Source organism: Vibrio harveyi, assembly GCF_030060435.1.
In the GTDB taxonomy this organism is placed as follows: domain Bacteria; phylum Pseudomonadota; class Gammaproteobacteria; order Enterobacterales; family Vibrionaceae; genus Vibrio; species Vibrio harveyi.
On the sequence record NZ_CP125875.1, the window covers coordinates 939,111 to 956,791 of the forward strand.

Annotated in this window: 15 protein-coding genes; 8 read left to right on the top strand and 7 right to left on the bottom strand. The window is 45.2% G+C overall.

The window, feature by feature from the left end; genetic code table 11:
* Positions 1-3: 3 nt before the first annotated feature.
* Positions 4-792: a response regulator transcription factor gene (locus tag QMY49_RS04340; protein WP_005445181.1), complete on the bottom strand. Its 789-nt coding sequence runs from the start codon at positions 790-792 to the stop codon at positions 4-6.
* 257 nt (positions 793-1,049) lie between these two features.
* On the opposite strand from QMY49_RS04340, the gene QMY49_RS04345 reads away from it, so the two are divergent.
* A complete protein-coding gene (locus tag QMY49_RS04345; protein WP_005445182.1) occupies positions 1,050-1,187 on the top strand; it encodes a hypothetical protein in 138 nt (45 codons plus the stop codon).
* A gap of 60 nt (positions 1,188-1,247) precedes the next feature.
* On the opposite strand, the gene QMY49_RS04350 is transcribed toward QMY49_RS04345, so the two are convergent.
* The 5 genes from QMY49_RS04350 to QMY49_RS04370 form a co-directional block, all read right to left on the bottom strand.
* Positions 1,248-1,715: a GNAT family N-acetyltransferase gene (locus tag QMY49_RS04350; RefSeq protein ID WP_005445185.1), complete on the bottom strand. Its 468-nt coding sequence runs from the start codon at positions 1,713-1,715 to the stop codon at positions 1,248-1,250.
* A gap of 107 nt (positions 1,716-1,822) precedes the next feature.
* A complete protein-coding gene (gene tpdA / locus QMY49_RS04355; protein ID WP_009698375.1) occupies positions 1,823-3,538 on the bottom strand; it encodes a cyclic di-GMP phosphodiesterase TpdA in 1,716 nt (571 codons plus the stop codon).
* Between the two features lie 218 nt (positions 3,539-3,756).
* A complete protein-coding gene (locus QMY49_RS04360) occupies positions 3,757-5,118 on the bottom strand; it encodes an L-serine ammonia-lyase (RefSeq protein WP_005445190.1) in 1,362 nt (453 codons plus the stop codon).
* 97 nt (positions 5,119-5,215) lie between these two features.
* Positions 5,216-6,469, bottom strand: coding sequence for an aromatic amino acid transport family protein (locus tag QMY49_RS04365; RefSeq protein WP_005445192.1), 1,254 nt, complete (start codon positions 6,467-6,469; stop codon positions 5,216-5,218).
* Positions 6,470-6,815: 346 nt separating this feature from the next.
* Positions 6,816-7,415 carry a CoA pyrophosphatase gene (locus tag QMY49_RS04370; protein ID WP_005445194.1) on the bottom strand — a complete coding sequence of 200 codons (600 nt, stop codon included), beginning with the start codon at positions 7,413-7,415 and terminating at the stop codon, positions 6,816-6,818.
* A 113-nt stretch (positions 7,416-7,528) separates the two neighbouring features.
* Between QMY49_RS04370 and QMY49_RS04375 the strand changes: the two genes are divergently transcribed.
* The gene (locus QMY49_RS04375) at positions 7,529-8,068 is read left to right on the top strand and encodes a heme NO-binding domain-containing protein (RefSeq protein WP_283312963.1); all 540 of its coding nucleotides are present in this window, start codon (positions 7,529-7,531) and stop codon (positions 8,066-8,068) included.
* Between the two features lie 6 nt (positions 8,069-8,074).
* On the top strand, positions 8,075-9,775 hold the full coding sequence (locus QMY49_RS04380; RefSeq protein ID WP_283312965.1) for an ATP-binding protein: 1,701 nt from the start codon (positions 8,075-8,077) through the stop codon (positions 9,773-9,775).
* Between the two features lie 79 nt (positions 9,776-9,854).
* On the opposite strand, the gene pabB is transcribed toward QMY49_RS04380, so the two are convergent.
* A complete protein-coding gene (pabB, locus tag QMY49_RS04385; RefSeq protein WP_283312967.1) occupies positions 9,855-11,219 on the bottom strand; it encodes an aminodeoxychorismate synthase component I in 1,365 nt (454 codons plus the stop codon).
* A gap of 308 nt (positions 11,220-11,527) precedes the next feature.
* Here pabB and QMY49_RS04390 point away from each other — a divergent pair, with 308 nt between their 5' ends.
* The 5 genes from QMY49_RS04390 to tyrR all read left to right on the top strand — a co-directional run bounded on the left by QMY49_RS04390 (position 11,528) and on the right by tyrR (position 17,670).
* A complete protein-coding gene (locus tag QMY49_RS04390; protein WP_047516406.1) occupies positions 11,528-13,045 on the top strand; it encodes a fumarate hydratase in 1,518 nt (505 codons plus the stop codon).
* A gap of 223 nt (positions 13,046-13,268) precedes the next feature.
* Positions 13,269-13,454 (top strand): hypothetical protein, encoded by a 186-nt coding sequence (locus QMY49_RS04395; RefSeq protein ID WP_005433708.1) that lies wholly within the window; start codon positions 13,269-13,271, stop codon positions 13,452-13,454.
* Between the two features lie 157 nt (positions 13,455-13,611).
* Complete coding sequence (locus tag QMY49_RS04400; RefSeq protein ID WP_009698368.1) at positions 13,612-14,988, top strand: YcjX family GTP-binding protein; 1,377 nt, start codon at positions 13,612-13,614, stop codon at positions 14,986-14,988.
* Entirely contained in the window at positions 14,985-16,025 is a 1,041-nt protein-coding gene (locus QMY49_RS04405; RefSeq protein ID WP_283312975.1) for a YcjF family protein, read from the top strand. The genes QMY49_RS04400 and QMY49_RS04405 overlap by 4 nt, the downstream gene beginning before the upstream one ends.
* 100 nt (positions 16,026-16,125) lie before the next feature.
* Positions 16,126-17,670, top strand: a complete 1,545-nt coding sequence (gene tyrR, locus QMY49_RS04410) for a transcriptional regulator TyrR (protein WP_009698366.1) — start codon at positions 16,126-16,128, stop codon at positions 17,668-17,670.
* Positions 17,671-17,681 lie beyond the last annotated feature (11 nt).

Below are 17,681 nucleotides of genomic sequence, written 5' to 3' on the forward strand. Positions count from 1 at the left end.
CGTTTAATAGCCTATGCCATTTCTCAGTGCAAACTGAACTAAATCTGCATGACTATCCAGCTCTAGCATGTCTAGCAACCGATATTTATGAGATTCGATCGTTCTTGGGCTTAGATTGAGTTCTGTGGCAATTTCTTTTGCTGATAATCCTTTAGCCAGCAAACCCAGCACGTCACATTGACGGTGACTCAAACGTAACATGCGGTGATTTTCTTGGTCGGTTTTCATGTCTGGACGGTGCAAACTACGATGTAGCTTTGAATGTTGCCAAAAGGACAGCCACATATGAGAGATGAAGCTAACCTGTTCAAGCTGGCTTTCGGATAGGCCGCAACTGTTGCTACCAAAGAGAGTAAAAGAGAGACCGCCCCAGCGCTGACCAAATTGGACTAGTGGAATAGTGTAATGGCAACACGCGCCTTGTGCTGACAGCATGCGCAATACCACTACATCACTGTTGGCTAAAGCGTTTTTATCGAAAAACTGGGTTTTCTCAGAATTACCAATTAAGCGCAGGTAGCGTTCGCCATCTTCGACCCCGACTTGCTTAGTCGTCAGAACTTGGTGTGGCTCGCGAGCAACAGAAAGCGTTTTCCCTTGATTGAAAAACAGCATGGAGTTGGGAAACATCGTCATACGATCGATTTCAAACCATTCCATGGCTTCTAGCATAAACTGCTTGAGGTAGCTTTCACATTCGTCAGCATGTGCGGACGTTAAAAGCTTCGCTTGACGTATCATCAACGCATCAAAACTGGTGGATTTGGTGGTGTTACCTATATCACTGCCCATAAAAGTTGGCCCATCTTATCGTTTTTTATAAATGCAGTATTTTTACTCTACACCCTTGCCCTATCATTTTGCAAAATTGCTCCCGCAATAATTCGAAGTTTTTCGAATCACATATACGGTATCCATTTTATCTCAAGGAGAGAGTTCACGCACGTATGGGCAAAGGGCTCCAACTGCATGGATACGGTCATTTTTTATTATCATTTGGGTGAATGGCGAGCAAGTTAAGCCTCTTTCACCTTGCGGAGAGGTGTACAATGAAGATGATGAAACTGCGTTATCGCGCGGGATCACATAGCATGTGGGTGGAAGTCGTAGTATCGACGTTTGTTGCCGAAGAATTGGCGAAAGAATACATTGGCTATGGCTGGCAAGCTGAAGTCATGGCAGTTTAAAGTGAAATGGGCAGTCCAATATAGACTGCCCATTTTTTATTTCGGTGGTTTGTTTTCGACTTAACTCAATGCATGGCGCATGATCAGCGCTTTACCTTGAGCGTCGTAAATGGTCTTTTGCGTATTTTCAAACCCAGTTGTCTCAAACAGTTTGATCGCCGCTTGGTTGGTGCTGGTGATCGTCGCACATATCGAGTTGCTTTCGGCATCAATAGCGTAACCATACACCATCAACTTTTGCAGCGTCGCTTTGCCTATCCCTTGACGCTGAAAGCGTTTATCAATCATGAGGTAGGTCAACCCAAGTTCATGACGTTTAGCAAAAGGCGCGTGTTGAGCAAATGCTTTATCAATCACCAAATACCCCACAGTCAAATAGTCGTGGAATATGGTGTAAAACACTTCCGATTTGGCGCGTTGTTGGTAAGCCTGTTCAAAGGGCTTGAAAAATCCTTTTTGATCGTCGTGCACATCCATTTGCATCAAGCTGGCAAAATCTTTCAGCTTGGCTGGTTTAATAGCGATCATGTGCTGAATCTATTTAGAGGCGGTAAAGTCGATACCGCCATTATAGTTGTGGATATAAAAAGTACGCAATCTGGTTATGTGCAGATTTTGTCAATAAATAGAAGCCGCTAGCGACACAATGGGTAATAAAACCCTTGATGGATGTGCGCGCCAAGGGTGGTGAGTAGATGTGCGCATTCTGCAGTTTCAACACCTTCTACGATCACAGTGCAGTGGTACGTGTGTCCCATCGCGATTAGTTGGCGCAGAGTTTCAACCTTTTTGTCGTCTTGCTTTAAGTTCATGACAAACAGACGGTCAATTTTCAGGTAATTCGGAGTAATGTGGCTAATCAGCTCAACATTGTTATTCCCAGTACCAAAGTCGTCAATGCTGATTTTACAACCAAGCTGTTTGAGCTTACTGATGTTGTCAAATATCTCGCGCGTGTAATACATCGAGGCATTTTCCGTGATCTCAATGGTCAGCAGTGTACAGTCTAACTGGGACAACTGACGATAAAGACGCGTAAAATTGCGCCCAATGAGAAGAGAAGGACATACGTTGATGCTGAGAGGGGCGAGTAATGACTTTGCGTCGCCATAGACGGTTTTTATCACCAGTAAGGTGTGATTGATCAGTAAGCCATTGGCAATCAAACGTTCAATAAATCGCTGAGTGTTTTTAACTTTAAAACGTGACAGTACCTCATAGTGAATATTTTGCCGATTTGATGTGTTATGAATAGGTTCAAGCTTTAAGGTGAACTGACGAATTGCCCATAGGTAGGAGACCAGCGAACGCAGCTTTTTATGCCTGGCAATAAACATTAGTATAAAGCTCAAAACAAGGATGCTTGTGATCGGTCCGGATACGTAATAGATCTCTTTGTAGCCGTTATCATTGACGTTATATAAAAACGAGTTGCCCTGGGTATCGCCAATTTCGAGCGCTGTACCGGTGTTAGTACACACTTTCATTCCCGACAAAAACATCCGCGACATGTGGCTCTCTATGCTATTCGCTAGATTGATGTTTTTCACTCGCACCAACACTTCTGCGCCGTCAAAGAAAAATGAATGCGTGGTGTAACTTTCGTTATTGAGCCAAAGGTTGCGGTCTCTCTCGTTGACCGGCACGACGGCTTCTGGTGTCACCAAACAACGAATATTGTGTTTGTCCGTCATTAAGGCGGACTCGACCAGTTGGATATTATCGAACAAACCACGTAAGCGGTCTTCATGCTCAAAGCAGCTACGCTGTGCCAGATCATGGGCAAAGTCCATCGCATCATCAAAATAGTTTTGCCTGACAATCGTACTGATTGTGTAAAAGCAAATCGCAACATACAAGATGATAGTAAAAACGAGAAAAAACAGTAGATTCAAGTACAGCGCACGACTGCGTAAGCAGATGCCTATTGCTCTTCTTATGCTGTGTGTCGCTTGTTGATGGATCCGCGCTTGCTGCAGAAGTCCGTCTTTTTGTGCATGTTGGCTATCGTATGGCACAAAATATCCCTTTCGGTGGATGTTTTCGATCAGAGACTTAGGTGCCTCTACGTGATTCTTTGTCAGTTGCCTGAACTTCTTTCGTACCGACGCAACAGCGTTCTTAAATCCATTTTCCGGCAACATCAAATGATGTTGCGCTGATAACTTCTTTTCGATTTTCCTCTGGCTAATAGGCGCGTTTAGGCTGCCAAAAGCGGCGATGGTGCTAAGGATCAAATATTCGATTCGGTTTACAGGAATAGAAGAGTGGATGGAATGATTGAGCTGTAGTGAAAGTTCTTTTTCGGTCAGGCAAACGCAGATTTGGTTTCCGAGTTCAAACCTAATCATGTGTTATTGCGCTCCAGGATTAATTTTTTGAATACGTTATCAATATTGATGTATCAGGTATGTGACCTTCTACGGGCATATCCTAAACTTCTGGATATAGTGACCATTTTAGATTTTTTTATAAAGCTCAATCTAGTTGTATTTCGGCGGATTAAGAATGCAGAAACGAAAAAAAAGCCCGAGCAATGTGCTCGGGCTTTTCAATTGAGAGGGGAGGATTAGCAAATCACTTTGATTGCTAGACCGCCTTGAGATGTCTCACGGTATTTTGCGTTCATGTCCTTACCGGTCTCTAGCATGGTTTCGATAACCTTATCCAGAGAAACCGTAGGTGCAGATGAGCGACGCAGTGCCATACGAGTTGAGTTGATCGCTTTTACTGCCGCGATGCCGTTACGCTCGATACATGGAACCTGAACCTGACCCGCTACAGGGTCACAAGTTAGACCTAGGTTGTGTTCCATCGCAATTTCTGCTGCCATACATACTTGCTCAGGGCTACCACCCATCAGCTCAGCAAGACCAGCTGCAGCCATCGAACACGCTACGCCAACTTCGCCCTGACAACCAACTTCTGCACCAGAGATAGATGCATTACGCTTGTAAAGACCACCGATTGCACCAGAAGCCGCAAAGTAACGGATGTAATCTTTTTCAGTTACTGTCTGGATGAACTTATCGTAGTAAGCCAGTACCGCTGGGATGATGCCACACGCACCGTTCGTTGGTGCTGTAACAACGCGACCACCGGCAGCGTTTTCTTCGTTTACTGCGAAAGCGAACATGTTTACCCAGTCAACAACCGACATTGGATCGTTAGTTGTCTTTTCAGAAGTAAGCAGTTGCTGACGAAGTGCTGCCGCACGACGAGGTACGCGTAGTGGACCAGGCAGAATGCCTTCTTCGTTCATACCGCGATCCATACATTCGCGCATTGTGCGCCAGATGTTTGCGAAGTATGTACGAGTCTCTTCATCAGAGTGCAGAGAGTGTTCGTTTTTCATCACAAGTGCGCTGATAGAAAGACCGCTTTCTTTACACTGGTGAACTAACTCTTCTGCCGTTGTGTATTCGTAAGGAACCTTGATAGGGTTCTCTACTTCTTTACCGAAATTCTCTTCATCAACGATGAAACCACCGCCGATAGAGTAGTAAGTCTTTGAGTATACTTTTTCGTCATCGATCCAAGCGTGGATCTGCATGCCGTTTTCGTGTAGCTCAAGGTTAGTGGTATGGAAGTTCATACCACCATCTTTCGGGAACGATACTGTATGACAGTGCATGCCAACAGGTAGGCGCTCAGTTTCTTCTACTCGAGCGATAAAGCCCGGAATAGAGTCGATATCTACTTTCTCAGGGGAGTTGCCTGCAAGACCCATGATGATCGCGATATCCGTGTGGTGACCTTTCCCTGTCAGTGATAGTGAACCATAAACGTCAACGGTGATTTTAGTGATGTCGCGCAGTTTTCCCATTGCACGAAGATCATCAATAAATTCTTTACCCGCTTTCATTGGACCTACAGTGTGTGAGCTTGAAGGACCAACACCGATTTTATAGATGTCAAAAACACTAATCATATCGATTACCTCAGAACAAAGCCTCCCAAGGGGAGTTGGGAGGCTTTTTATTATCGTTATATTCTTGGATTAATCACGCTAAATAAAGCAGCAGTGATTAAAGAGCGCCGTAGATTACAGAACTAATTGCCGCAAGACCACAGATTGCTGTGAAAATCTGTACAGGTGCTGAAGTTTTGTACTTCGCCATTGCTGGTACTTTCTGCATTGCGAATACAGGCATCAAGAATAGGATTGCCGCGATCATCGGTGCACCCATTGTTTCAATCATGCCTAAGATGCTTGGGTTAACGATAGCAACGATCCAAGTTGTGATTACGATGAACAGTAGCGATACTTTTTCAATCTTGCTGACAGGAGTTTGAGAGCGAGATTTGATTAGACCTACTAGACCTTCGTGCGCACCAAGGAAGTGACCAAAGTAGCTAGAAGTGATCGCTGCAAACGCTACTAGAGGACCCATGTAAGAAATAAGTGGAGACTCATGAACGTTAGCTAGGTAAGACAGTACTGAGATGTTTTGTTCTTGCGCAGATGCTAGTTGCTCTGGAGATAGAGAAAGTACTACAGAGAATACGAAGAACATTACAAAACCCATAAGCATCATTGCTGCGCCACCAGTGATAGCGTCAGTTTTCTTCACTGCGTCATCACCGTATACACGACGTTGTTCTTTAGAGAACTGAGAAATGATTGGGCTGTGGTTGAAAGAGAATACGATGATTGGAATTGCTAGCCAAACGATGGTCGGCATTTCGCCCCAGTTTGGTGATACTTCCATCATTGATGTATTCCAATCAGGAATTAGGTAGAAAGAAAGTGCTAGTAGGATAAATACTAGTGGGTAAACCATTGCTGATGTTGCTTTCAGCATTAGTTCTTTACCAAATACTACACCTGCTGTCATTGCTGCGATAAGTGCACCAGACAGTAGCCAGCGAGGAATAGATTCCATACCCATTTGGTTGACTAGGAAAGAGTCAACTGTGTTTGTGATACCAACACCGTAGATAAGTACGATTGGGTAGATAGCGAAGAAGTAGGCAAAAGTAATAAGGTTTGCGCCAGTTTTACCGAAGTGCTCTTCTACTGTGTCAGTGATGTCCGCTTCAGGGTTTTTCGCAGAAAGTACGAAACGAGCGAGAGATTTGTGTGCGAACCAAGTCATTGGTGCCGCGATTAGCGCTAGGATAACTAATGGCCAGAAACCGCCAGCACCTGCTTTAATAGGAAGGAAAAGTACACCTGCACCTACTGCTGTACCAAACAGGGACAGACACCAAGTGAAGTCTTTGTAAGAAAACTTACTAGACGATTGTGCGGTCGAAGCCGCAGAAGTAGTTGTATTCATTTTTGAGTTACTCATTTTGGGAACAGGAAATAAGTCGGGAGCAATTTTGCAAGATTTTGCACTAGGAAAATTAGATCTAAATCATGTATTGCTCGAGCTTATTGAATGATATGTCAAAAACCTGCTTTTTATCACGAAAACGGCGTGCTACACGTGATTATTGCTAATGAGTAAAATTAGAAAAACTTATCTGAAGGGGCGATTGTATAAATTTATCTCACCGCAAGCGTTTGCGATATAAAATCCAAATTAAACTAATGTGAACGAATGTTTGAAAAATAACCTTTTATTAATATTGATGCACATGATGTTTGCTATAGAAGCAAGATTATCATTGATAAGACAGTTAGTTAGAAATGATGTGTTTTTGCATCGATTCGATAATTTGTGCTGTCATTCCCCAAATGAAATGCTGTTGATAGGGGATTGCAAACACACGGTGACTGGTGTTTTTTAGTTTGAATTTTGTACTGTAAAGCTTTTTTGGATTCAAAATATGATCTGCTGGCACCTCAAAAACCTCGGCGACTTCGTTTGGGTCGATCTGAGTCGAATAGTCTGGTGAGACAAAGGCTAAAAATGGCGTCACATTAAACTGGCTAATAGTAGGTAGCTTGGGCAACTGACCAAACACCCTTATATCTGTTTGATGAATACCAATTTCCTCTTCTGCTTCTCTAAGGGCGGTATTTACAAGTACTTGATCGTCATCTTCAAATTTGCCCCCAGGAAAACTGATTTGCCCTGGATGATGCTTTAAGTGCTCGGCACGCTTGGTCAAAATCACTTGCAGACCTTGTTCACGTTCGACAAAGCCAATCAATACGGCCGCTTCTCTCAACTTCAATGATTCTAAGTGCGCTAAGCGTCCCAAAGACTCACGATGATAGCCTGTGGGCATTTGCAGTTGGAAGTTCTGCAGTAATGTCGATTTATCAATAACCAATGCTCAATCCTTTTACTGAAAACACCTGTGTGCTGAAGCATATTAATTTGAAAGTTATACCTTTATACACCATTCTTTATTTTAAGGCGTCACTATAAGGTTAGTTGAGGACGATGAAAGGGATTATTTTCACAGAGTTCATGGAGTTAGTGGAAGAGAAGTTTGGTCTGGAAGTTTTGGACCAAGTGCTCGACTTATCTAATGATGAAGGCATCTACACCTCGGTCGGCAGTTATGATCATCGTGATTTGGTCAAGTTAATTGTCAACCTCAGCAAAATATCCAACATTCCACCCGAGCAGTTACAAGAAGTGTTTGGTGAGTGTGTGTTTCAAAACCTGCTCAAATCAATCCCAAACCATGCCAGCTTGCAGCAATGCTCCACTACGTTTCAATTTGTGCGTCATGTGGAAGACTTTATTCACGTGGAAGTGAAAAAGCTTTATCCAGATGCCAATCCACCGAAATTTGACTTTATCAGTGAAACTCAATCGGAGATGGTGTTCGATTATCGGAGTGCGCGCTGCATGGCGCATGTGTGTGCGGGGTTAATTAAAGGATGTGCTACCCACTTTGATGAAACGGTGATCATTAAGCACCAAAATCAGTCGCAAGATGGAAGCCAAGTTCGTTTTTGGCTGGAGGCTCAATAAGGCAATATGGCAGGAAGTTCCTCATTAGAAAGGAAACTCAAACGAGAAGTGGCATCGCGAAAAGCAGCAGAAACACTGTTGGAGCAAAAAAGCTTAGAGTTGTACGAGGCGAATCAGCAACTGAGCGTAGCCTTAAAAAAGCTGGAAATGCAGTCAGAGCACGACTTGCGCAAGTTTGAGTTTGAAGAGCAAATCGATGCCACGTTGATTAAGTTTGGTCGTACCTTCCTTTCTAGTACCTTTGATGAAACCATGATTGCCAGCTTTTTGGAGCAACTGACATCTAATTCAGTTGTGTCGGGTGCGTACCTGTATTTGAGCGATACGCATTTATCTTCGTTGCGTCGTCATCAATTTGGTCATCTTAATCTTGCTCATGATGCGCCCATCGATGCCAAGCCTCGCTGGCAAGCGCAGAAGCTTTACCTGCCGATTATTATCGATTCAATGAATTTAGGCGAGCTTGTGTTTTCCGTGGATCTTGAACAAGTTGACCAAGAATTCATTTCCAAGCAAATGGTATTAGTGTCTGATTTAGTTCATGGCGTTATTAGCCGTCACTTGAGCCTAGAGCGTGAAGTTGAGTTACGTAAGCGTGCCGAAGCATCGGAAAAGGCGACCAAAGAATTCGTTGCCATGATTAACCATGAGTTGCGAACGCCTTTAAATGGTGTGCTCGGCAGCGCGGAGCTGTTAAGTAAAACCCCCTTGGAGGAAGAGCAGCTTCAATACCTTGGTAATCTAAGTCAATCAGGCGATCTGCTACGCGTTATTATTAACGACTTGCTCGATTTCAGTAAGATGAATGCGGGTATGATGGAAATCATAAACAAAGTATTTGCTTGGAAAGACCTAGAAAATGCTTTGACCGGCGTATTTGCAGCCAAAGCTGCGGAAAAGCGCATTCACTTTTCTATTGATAAGAAGTTGGGTATTCCTGAGTACTTGATTGGAGACTTTGAACGTATTACGCAAATTCTGGTCAATTTGATTGGTAATGCGATTAAGTTTACCAATCTTGGAGGGGTGGTGCTTCGTGTCGAATGGAGCGATGGCTGCGCTCTGTTTGAAGTGGAAGATACTGGGATTGGTATCCCGCTGGAAGCGCAGCAAGCTTTATTTGACCCCTTTGTGCAAGCCGACCGCTCTACCAAGCGAAGTTTTGAAGGCTCTGGGCTTGGACTTGCGATTTGTAAGAATTTGGTTGATTTGATGGACGGCGAAATCAGCTTTGTCAGTGAGCCGCGCAAGGGCACTATCTTTAAAGTCAAATTGCCACTGAAACAAGGGCAAGCACAGGGCAGAGCGGCTGGCGATGTTTTAATTGGTCATCAGATTGACCTGTCCGGGCGTTCCGTATTGGTGGTGGATGATATTCGCATGAACCAAGTGATTGTGACTCAAATGCTGAAAAAGCTCGATATTACTCCAGATTTGAAAAACAATGGGTTAGAAGCGCTTGATGCGGTGAAAGAGAAAGATTACGAATTGATCTTTATGGATTGTCGGATGCCGGAAATGGATGGCTATGAAGCAACGGTACGCCTTCGAGAAAATGGCTTTCACAGACCGATTATTGCACTAACAGCAGGCACCACCCTTGAGGAAAGACAAAAGTGCGTGGAGTCTGGGATGGATGACATCCTAACCAAACCATATACTGCTGCGGATATTGAGCAGATGATGTGTAAGTGGCTAGACGAATAGAGAGCACGAGAACATATAAAGAGAAGCGGCACGGTTATGTTGCAGTGCCGCTTTGTTTATTTCGATTGAGGTTCTTTGCTCATGATTTGAGCGCTGGTAGTATCTTTGAGAGCTTATCCAGGGTCTCTTGATATTCTGCAGCGCAGTCACTGTCTGCGACCACACCGCCACCAGCCCATGCGTAGAGCCGTTTGTCTTCTGCGACCAAAGTGCGGATTGTAATACTGGTGTCCATACGCCCATGACGGGAAATATAGCCAATACTGCCACAATAAGCGCTGCGTCGATGAGGTTCTAACTCTTCAATGATTTGCATCGCCCGTACTTTCGGCGCACCAGTGATCGAACCGCCGGGAAAACATGCACGAAGCAGATCTGCAGCGCAGTAGCGAATGTCTAAGTTGGCCCGAATGGTGCTCACTAAATGATGCACTGCGGGAAAGCTCTCAATATCAAATAGCTTCGGTACATGTACGCTACCTGGTGCCGCGACCCGACCAATATCGTTGCGAAGTAAGTCGACTATCATCAAGTTCTCTGCTTGGTCTTTCTCTGCGGTCTGTAAATCAAACGCGTTGGCGGAATCTTGATGTGGATTTTGACTGCGAGGACGAGTGCCTTTGATCGGTTTGGTTTCAATAACGTTATCTTTAAGCTCTAGAAAACGCTCTGGTGACACGCTAATAATCGCTGATTTAGGCATACGAATGAACGCGGAAAAAGGCGCTTGATTTGCTTCTTCCAGTTTTTTGTAAGCTTGCCATTCACTGCCTTGATAGGCGGCGTTAAAACGTTGTGCTAAGTTAATTTGGTAGCAGTCGCCGCTCAGTAGGTACTGTTGCACACGCTCAAAACGAGAAGCGTAGGACGCTTGCGTCATATTGGATTGCCAGTCGCTAATCAGCTTGAAGTCTTCAACATCCGCGCTCGATTGCGCATTGAGCCATTGCCATGCTTGCTCGATGTTTCTGCCGACCATACACGCTTTGTTTAGCTTGTGGTCAACGATCAGCGCCCATTCATACAAGCCTACAGCCATGTCTGGAGTACGCAAATCTTTGTCTGCCAGATTAGGCATGGATTCGACTCGACGACCTAAATCGTAGCTGAAGTAACCCAGTGCACCACCGACAAACGGTACATCCCATTTCGTATCAGCTTCAACCTGTGGTAGTAGCCGCTGCTGAAGGTCTTCTAGCAAAGAAAATGGGTCATCTTGGGAAACGTAGTTTTCGTTTGATGTGGTGATTTGTGTGTCACTGCTCACTGTCTCAAGGGTAGCGATTGGGTTTGCGACTAATACGTCGAACCGGCTATCGATGTGCGTCTGCGAGGCAGAGCGTAAAAGCATCGCCCAAGGTTGGCTTTCAATAAGGGAAAATAGCGAAAGAGCGAGGTCGTTGGCGTAATCCAATGCCTTAAAATCAAGCAATTGCGTATCCATGTTGTTCATTTGTTTAAATTGTGACAAAGAGTTCATTCACTGCATGGCATGTCATGGGCAGCAAGAGTATCATAAACCCTTGTATAGCCAAACTACCTCTATACAAAGGCTTGGAGGTGGTTTTACTATAAAAGAAGGCGACTTCATTTACTCGTGTGTCGATATCAGCCGTTCGACAATTGTTTATAAAACATGGTTTAAAAATAAACGTTTATAAAAACAAAGCTCATCAAGAGCAATAAGCTCAACAAACACGATTGAAGCCAAGCCAATAATGGAAGCAAAGCATAACAATAATGAGGCATGCAATGACGGTAATACGCACGCAGGATGTCATCAGCAGTGTTGCTGATGCGCTACAGTATATTTCTTACTACCACCCGCTAGACTTTGTTCAAGCCCTTGAAAAAGCCTACCACCGTGAAGAGAGCCAGGCGGCAAAAGACGCCATCGCTCAGATCCTAATTAACTCTCGTATGTCGGCGGAAGGTCATCGACCGATCTGTCAGGACACGGGGATCGTGACTTGTTTCGTGAACATCGGCATGGGCGTCCAGTGGGACTCGATCGATATGACGGTACAACAAATGGTGGATGAGGGTGTCCGACAGGCTTACACAAACCCAGACAACCCATTGCGTGCCTCGGTTCTTATGGACCCTGCTGGTAAGCGAATCAATACCAAAGACAACACGCCAGCAGTCGTGCACATTAATATGGTGCCTGGAGACAAAGTTGAAATTCAAATTGCTGCGAAAGGTGGCGGTTCTGAGAACAAAACTAAGATGGTCATGCTGAACCCGTCAGATGACATAGCAGAATGGGTAGAGAAAACGCTACCAGCTATGGGTGCTGGCTGGTGTCCTCCAGGTATGCTTGGCATTGGTATCGGCGGCACTGCAGAAAAAGCAGCGGTACTGGCAAAAGAATCTCTAATGGAACACATCGACATTCAAGAGTTGATTGACCGTGGTCCTCAAAATGCGGAAGAAGAGCTTCGTCTTGATATCTTCAATCGTGTAAACAAACTTGGCATCGGTGCTCAAGGCTTAGGCGGTTTAACGACAGTTGTTGATGTGAAAATCAAAACTGCACCGACTCACGCCGCTTCGAAACCTGTGTGCTTGATCCCGAACTGTGCAGCGACACGCCACGTGCATTTCACTCTTGATGGCAAGGGACCGGCAGAGTTGACGCCGCCAAAACTGGAAGATTGGCCAGACATTACTTGGGAAGCAGGCGAGAACACACGTCGCGTTAACCTTGATACGGTCACTAAAGAAGAAGTCCAAGAGTGGAAAACGGGTGAAACCGTTCTGCTGTCTGGCAAAATCCTTACTGGTCGTGATGCGGCACATAAACGTATCCAAGGCATGCTAGAGGCGGGAGAAGGTCTACCAGAAGGTGTCGATCTTAAGGGTAAGTTCATCTACTACGTTGGTCCGGTTGATGCAGTGGGTGATGAAGTTGTTGGTCCTGCAGGTCCAACAACCTCCACGCGAATGGATAAGTTTACTGACATGATGCTAGAGCAAACGGGCATTATGGGTATGATAGGTAAAGCCGAGCGTGGTCCAGCTACGGTTGAATCAATCAAAAACCACAAAGCCGTTTATCTCATGGCGGTAGGTGGAGCGGCTTACTTGGTTGCGAAGGCGATCAAAAAAGCACGCGTTGTGGCGTTTGAAGATTTGGGTATGGAAGCAATTTACGAATTCGAAGTTGAAGACATGCCAGTTACCGTGGCAGTGGACTCGAATGGTGTAAATGCGCACCAAATTGGTCCAGATACGTGGAAAGTGAAAATCCAAGAGATGGAAGCGTAAGACACGAGTTGCTAATTTGTCAGGTCACAAGGTTTGTGTCATGCGGAGTCTGACTCGGCGAGGCGCAGGCGTCTCAATCGAGAGAATGTGACAAAGTGCTGATTTACCTAGCAAACATTTGACAAAAGTGCAGCGAAAGCTGCACTTTTTGTCTATATAATCAGATATAAACTTATAGGCATAACAAATTTTGTTGTTATGCTGACCATGATTAGGAGACGGCATGCCTCGTTTTATTCAAATTCTACAAATAGTCCTTGCGGTTGTGATCGGTAGCTTTGTGGGCTACGACTTGATCCTTCACGGCATCAGTATCTTCGATGAAAAATACGTCACCATCACTTGTGTCTTGTGGTTGATTTTGGAGATTGCACTGTTTGTTATCTACAAGCTTATCGAAGACGATTAGAGTGTAAACTGGTTATCAAGATCCCCGAAGCCTCTGAAGTTCTCAGAGGCTTTTGCGTTTTTAAACGTCAGATTTTGCCGTGAATACTTTGTTCATCTTTGATTAAGGTTGGTAAAATTACACTGCGTAGCAGAAATTGATGAGATAAATAAAAAGTATGAAAAGAATAACGCAAGAAGTGAATGACTTTATCAGCCGTGGTATGGACGCCAATGTCCGAATCGCCGTGACTGGGTTATCTCGAGCGGGGAAAACCGCCTTTATTACTTCTTTAGTCAATCAACTGCTGCACACTGCGACACACGATAATTTGCCACTGCTTAATGCGGCCCGTGATAAGCGCCTGATTGGGGCTAAACGTGAACCACAAACGAACATGATGGTGCCACGTTTTGCCTATGACGAAGCAATGAGTCAAATTCATGCTACACCTCCCCAATGGCCGGTGCCGACTCGTGACGTGAGCGAAATTCGTCTTGCACTCAAATATAAACCGAACAAAACCACTAAAAAGCTGCTGAGCAAAACCGCGGTATTGAACGTCGATATCATTGACTACCCGGGTGAGTGGCTTCTTGATTTACCTTTGCTTGATATGGATTTTGCAAGCTGGTCTCGTACCCAGTTTGATGCGCTAAAAGGTCAGCGTCTTGAGCTTGCCAACCCTTGGTTAGAGGCGCTTGATTCTGTGGATTTGAATGCAGAAGCCAGTGAAAAACAGCTTGAGCAGGTTGCTAACGCATACACAGATTATTTGCATGCTTGTAAAGACTCAGGGCTACACTGGGTGCAACCTGGTCGATTTGTTTTACCGGGTGAGCTTGCTGGTGCGCCAGTGCTGCAGTTTTTCCCGTGTCGAGTTGACGAAGGGGTTAAGCCTTCTAAAGGCAGCAACCTCGCGATGCTAGAAGCGCGTTACCATGAATACCAGCAAAAGGTCGTGAAAGCGTTTTACAAACATCATTTTGCTACTTTCGATCGACAGATCGTACTGGTCGACTGCTTGCAGCCACTTAATGCGGGTGATGAAGCTTTTTATGATATGCGCCAAGCGCTTGAACAGATCATGCATAGCTTCCGGTATGGGCGCAGTAGCTTCTTGCGTCGTTTGTTCTCACCAAAGATCGACAGAGTTCTGTTTGCTGCGACGAAAGCGGATCACGTGACCCCAGATCAGCACCCTCACTTAGTGTCATTATTACAGCAAATGGTCCACCCAGCATGGCAAACCGCAGCGTACGAGAATATTGAAATGAGCTGCATGAGCATTGCGTCGATTCAAGCGACTATGTCAGGCTTTATTGCCTCCGGAGATAAAACCGTCCCCGCGCTGCAAGGCACGACGTTAAAAGGGGAGCCAATGACGATGTTCCCGGGAGAAGTCCCTAAGAAGCTGCCGAATACCGCCTATTGGCAAAACAGTGGCTTTGATTTTACTTCTTTCCGTCCAATGCCTTCAGAAACGGATGAGCCGATGAAACACATTCGCCTAGACAAAGCATTGGAATACCTATTGGGAGACAAATTGAAATGAGTGAACTAAAACAAAAACAAGTCTTCTCAGAAAAAGTGATGCAAAGTGATCAAGAGAGTGTTTCTCCTGAGTTGACGGCTCAAAAGACGTTTTCAGAAAAAGAAACCTTCGTACCTGTGGCGATTGAAGAGCAACAGGATGAAACAGAACAAGAGTTACAGCTTGAACATGTCATTCGCCCGAGAGTGGGTCGCAAATGGCTGACAACGGGGCTCTTTGCAACCTTTGCCGGTTTAGTTGGTTGGCAGGCGGTCGATTCTGTCGTTACCGCAGTACAAACTGCTGATTGGCTTGCTCTTGGCTGGGCTGGCTTTATCACCACTATCGCTTCTTTTGGTTTGGGTGCACTAGGCAAAGAGCTATGGAAGCTGCGTAAACTTCGCAATCATTTTAGTGTGCAGGAAGAAAGCGAAGGGCTTATTGATAGCCAAAGCGTCGGTAAGGGCAAAGCCTTTTGTGAAAAAGTGGCGGAGCAAAGCGGCGTGTTGGCAGAAAACCCGGGGTTTGATCGTTGGAAAAACAGCGTAAACCCAGCTCATAGTGATGCCGAAATTCTAGACATGTATGATTCCATGGTTGTGAGTCAGCAAGACAAGCTCGCAACCAAAATTGTTTCGCAACATGCAACTGAATCTGCCGCGTTGGTGGCTGTGAGCCCATTAGCAGCCGCTGATATGTTGCTGGTGGCATGGCGTAACTTCAAAATGATCGACAATCTTTCGAAGGTGTATGGCGTTGAGCTGGGGTATACTTCACGCATCAAACTGCTACGTGCAGTGTTCGTTAACATGGCAGCAGCAGGTGCCAGTGAGCTCGCGATTGATGCCAGTATGGATCTGATGTCGATGGATTTAGCTGGAAAAGTCTCTGCGCGAGCAGGGCAGGGTTTGGGTGTGGGTATTTTGACTGCGCGCCTAGGGCTCAAATCGATGGCACTGCTTCGTCCATTACCTTGGTATCCGGAGCGTCAGGTGAAACTAGGTGCGATTCGCAAAGAAGTGGTGGCGAAAGTTGCATCAATCACGATGAAACCGTAATCAATGTCACCTTTGACGGTGAGGATTACTTGACGCCATTCCAAGCTTGGTAGAAACTACTGTCAACTTTTCCTGACAGTTGTGATTTGGGATATTTTCAGTGCGTCTTGAAGTCTTTTGTGAAGATAGACTCGGTCTTACCCGAGAACTGCTCGATATTTTAGCGTCTAAAAGCATCGATTTACGTGGTATCGAAATTGATATTAGTGGCATCATTTACCTAAACTGCCCTGATATTGATTTTGATACCTTTAGCGAACTAATGGCAGAAATCCGCCGTATACCGGGGGTCAAAGACGTACGTAAAATCCAATTTATGCCAATGGAGCGCCACAATACTGAGTTGCTCTCTTTGGTAGATAATCTTCCAGATCCTGTCTTTGCCATCGACCTCAAAGGTGCGGTAGATATGGCGAACATGTCAGCATTGTCTCTACTTGGTCAGCACAAACAAGATGTGATTGGCACTCAAATCGGAGTTTTGTTACCGAGTGTGCGTTTTTCTCGTTGGTCGGAAGGCGTTAATGCCCGCACTCGTGAAAGCTTAGTGATTGATGGTTTGGACTACATTCTTGAGTTGATGCCTGTCTACATTAAAGACGAAGCGCAAAACTCAACTCTTGCTAGTACGTTGATGACTATTCGCTCTAGCCAGCAAGGTGTGCAGATAGAAGAAACTCTGCCATTGCATAACCAGTTAGGATTCGAGCATTTTGTTGGTTTATCGAATCGCCATAAGGCGTTGATGAACCAAGCGAAAAAACTGTCAGTGCTTGACCAACCCCTATTGATTGAGGGTGAAACTGGTACTGGCAAAGAAATGCTGGCAAAAGCATGTCATAGCCGATCTGGACGCGCGAGCAAGCCATTTATGGTGCTGAGTTGTGCGTCGATGCCGGACGATGTTGCGGAGACCGAGTTATTTGGTCATGCACCTGGCTCGTTTAATCATGAGCAAGGGCATAAAGGTATTTTTGAGCAAGCCAATGGCGGCACCGTTTTTCTCGATGAGATAGGCGAGATGAGTGCGCACTTACAAATCAAACTACTTCGCTTTTTACAAGATGGAAACTTCCGTCGTGTTGGTGCAGAAGATGAGATGCATGTTGATGTGCGTATTATTGCCTCAACCAAGCACAACCTAGCCGAACTTGCCGAAGCAGGTAAGTTCCGTGAAGATTTGTATTATCGTCTCAACGTTCTAACGTTGAACATCCCGCCGCTGCGTAAACGCTCGAACGATGTTGCACCATTGCTGGATTTGTTTGTCACAAAACATGCTCAGCAGCTTGGTATCGATAAACCAGAACTCGATGATGAACTTGTTGATGCGTTAGCAAATTACCAGTGGCCCGGTAACATGCGTCAGTTAGATAACATGGTGCTTCGCGCGCTGACTGAGATGGAAGGTCATTTGCTAAAAGCGGATAACTTTAATCTGCCTCAACCGCAAGCAATGGGCGGAGGTAGCGCAACCTTGAACCTTGATGGATCATTGGATGAGATCATGCGTGATTACGAATCGCAGATTTTAGAGCGTTTGTATCAATCTTTCCCATCAAGCCGTAAGCTTGCCAAGCGATTGAATGTCTCTCATACCTCTATCGCGAACAAGTTGCGTGATTATGGTATTCGTAAAAGCTAGGGTATTCGTAC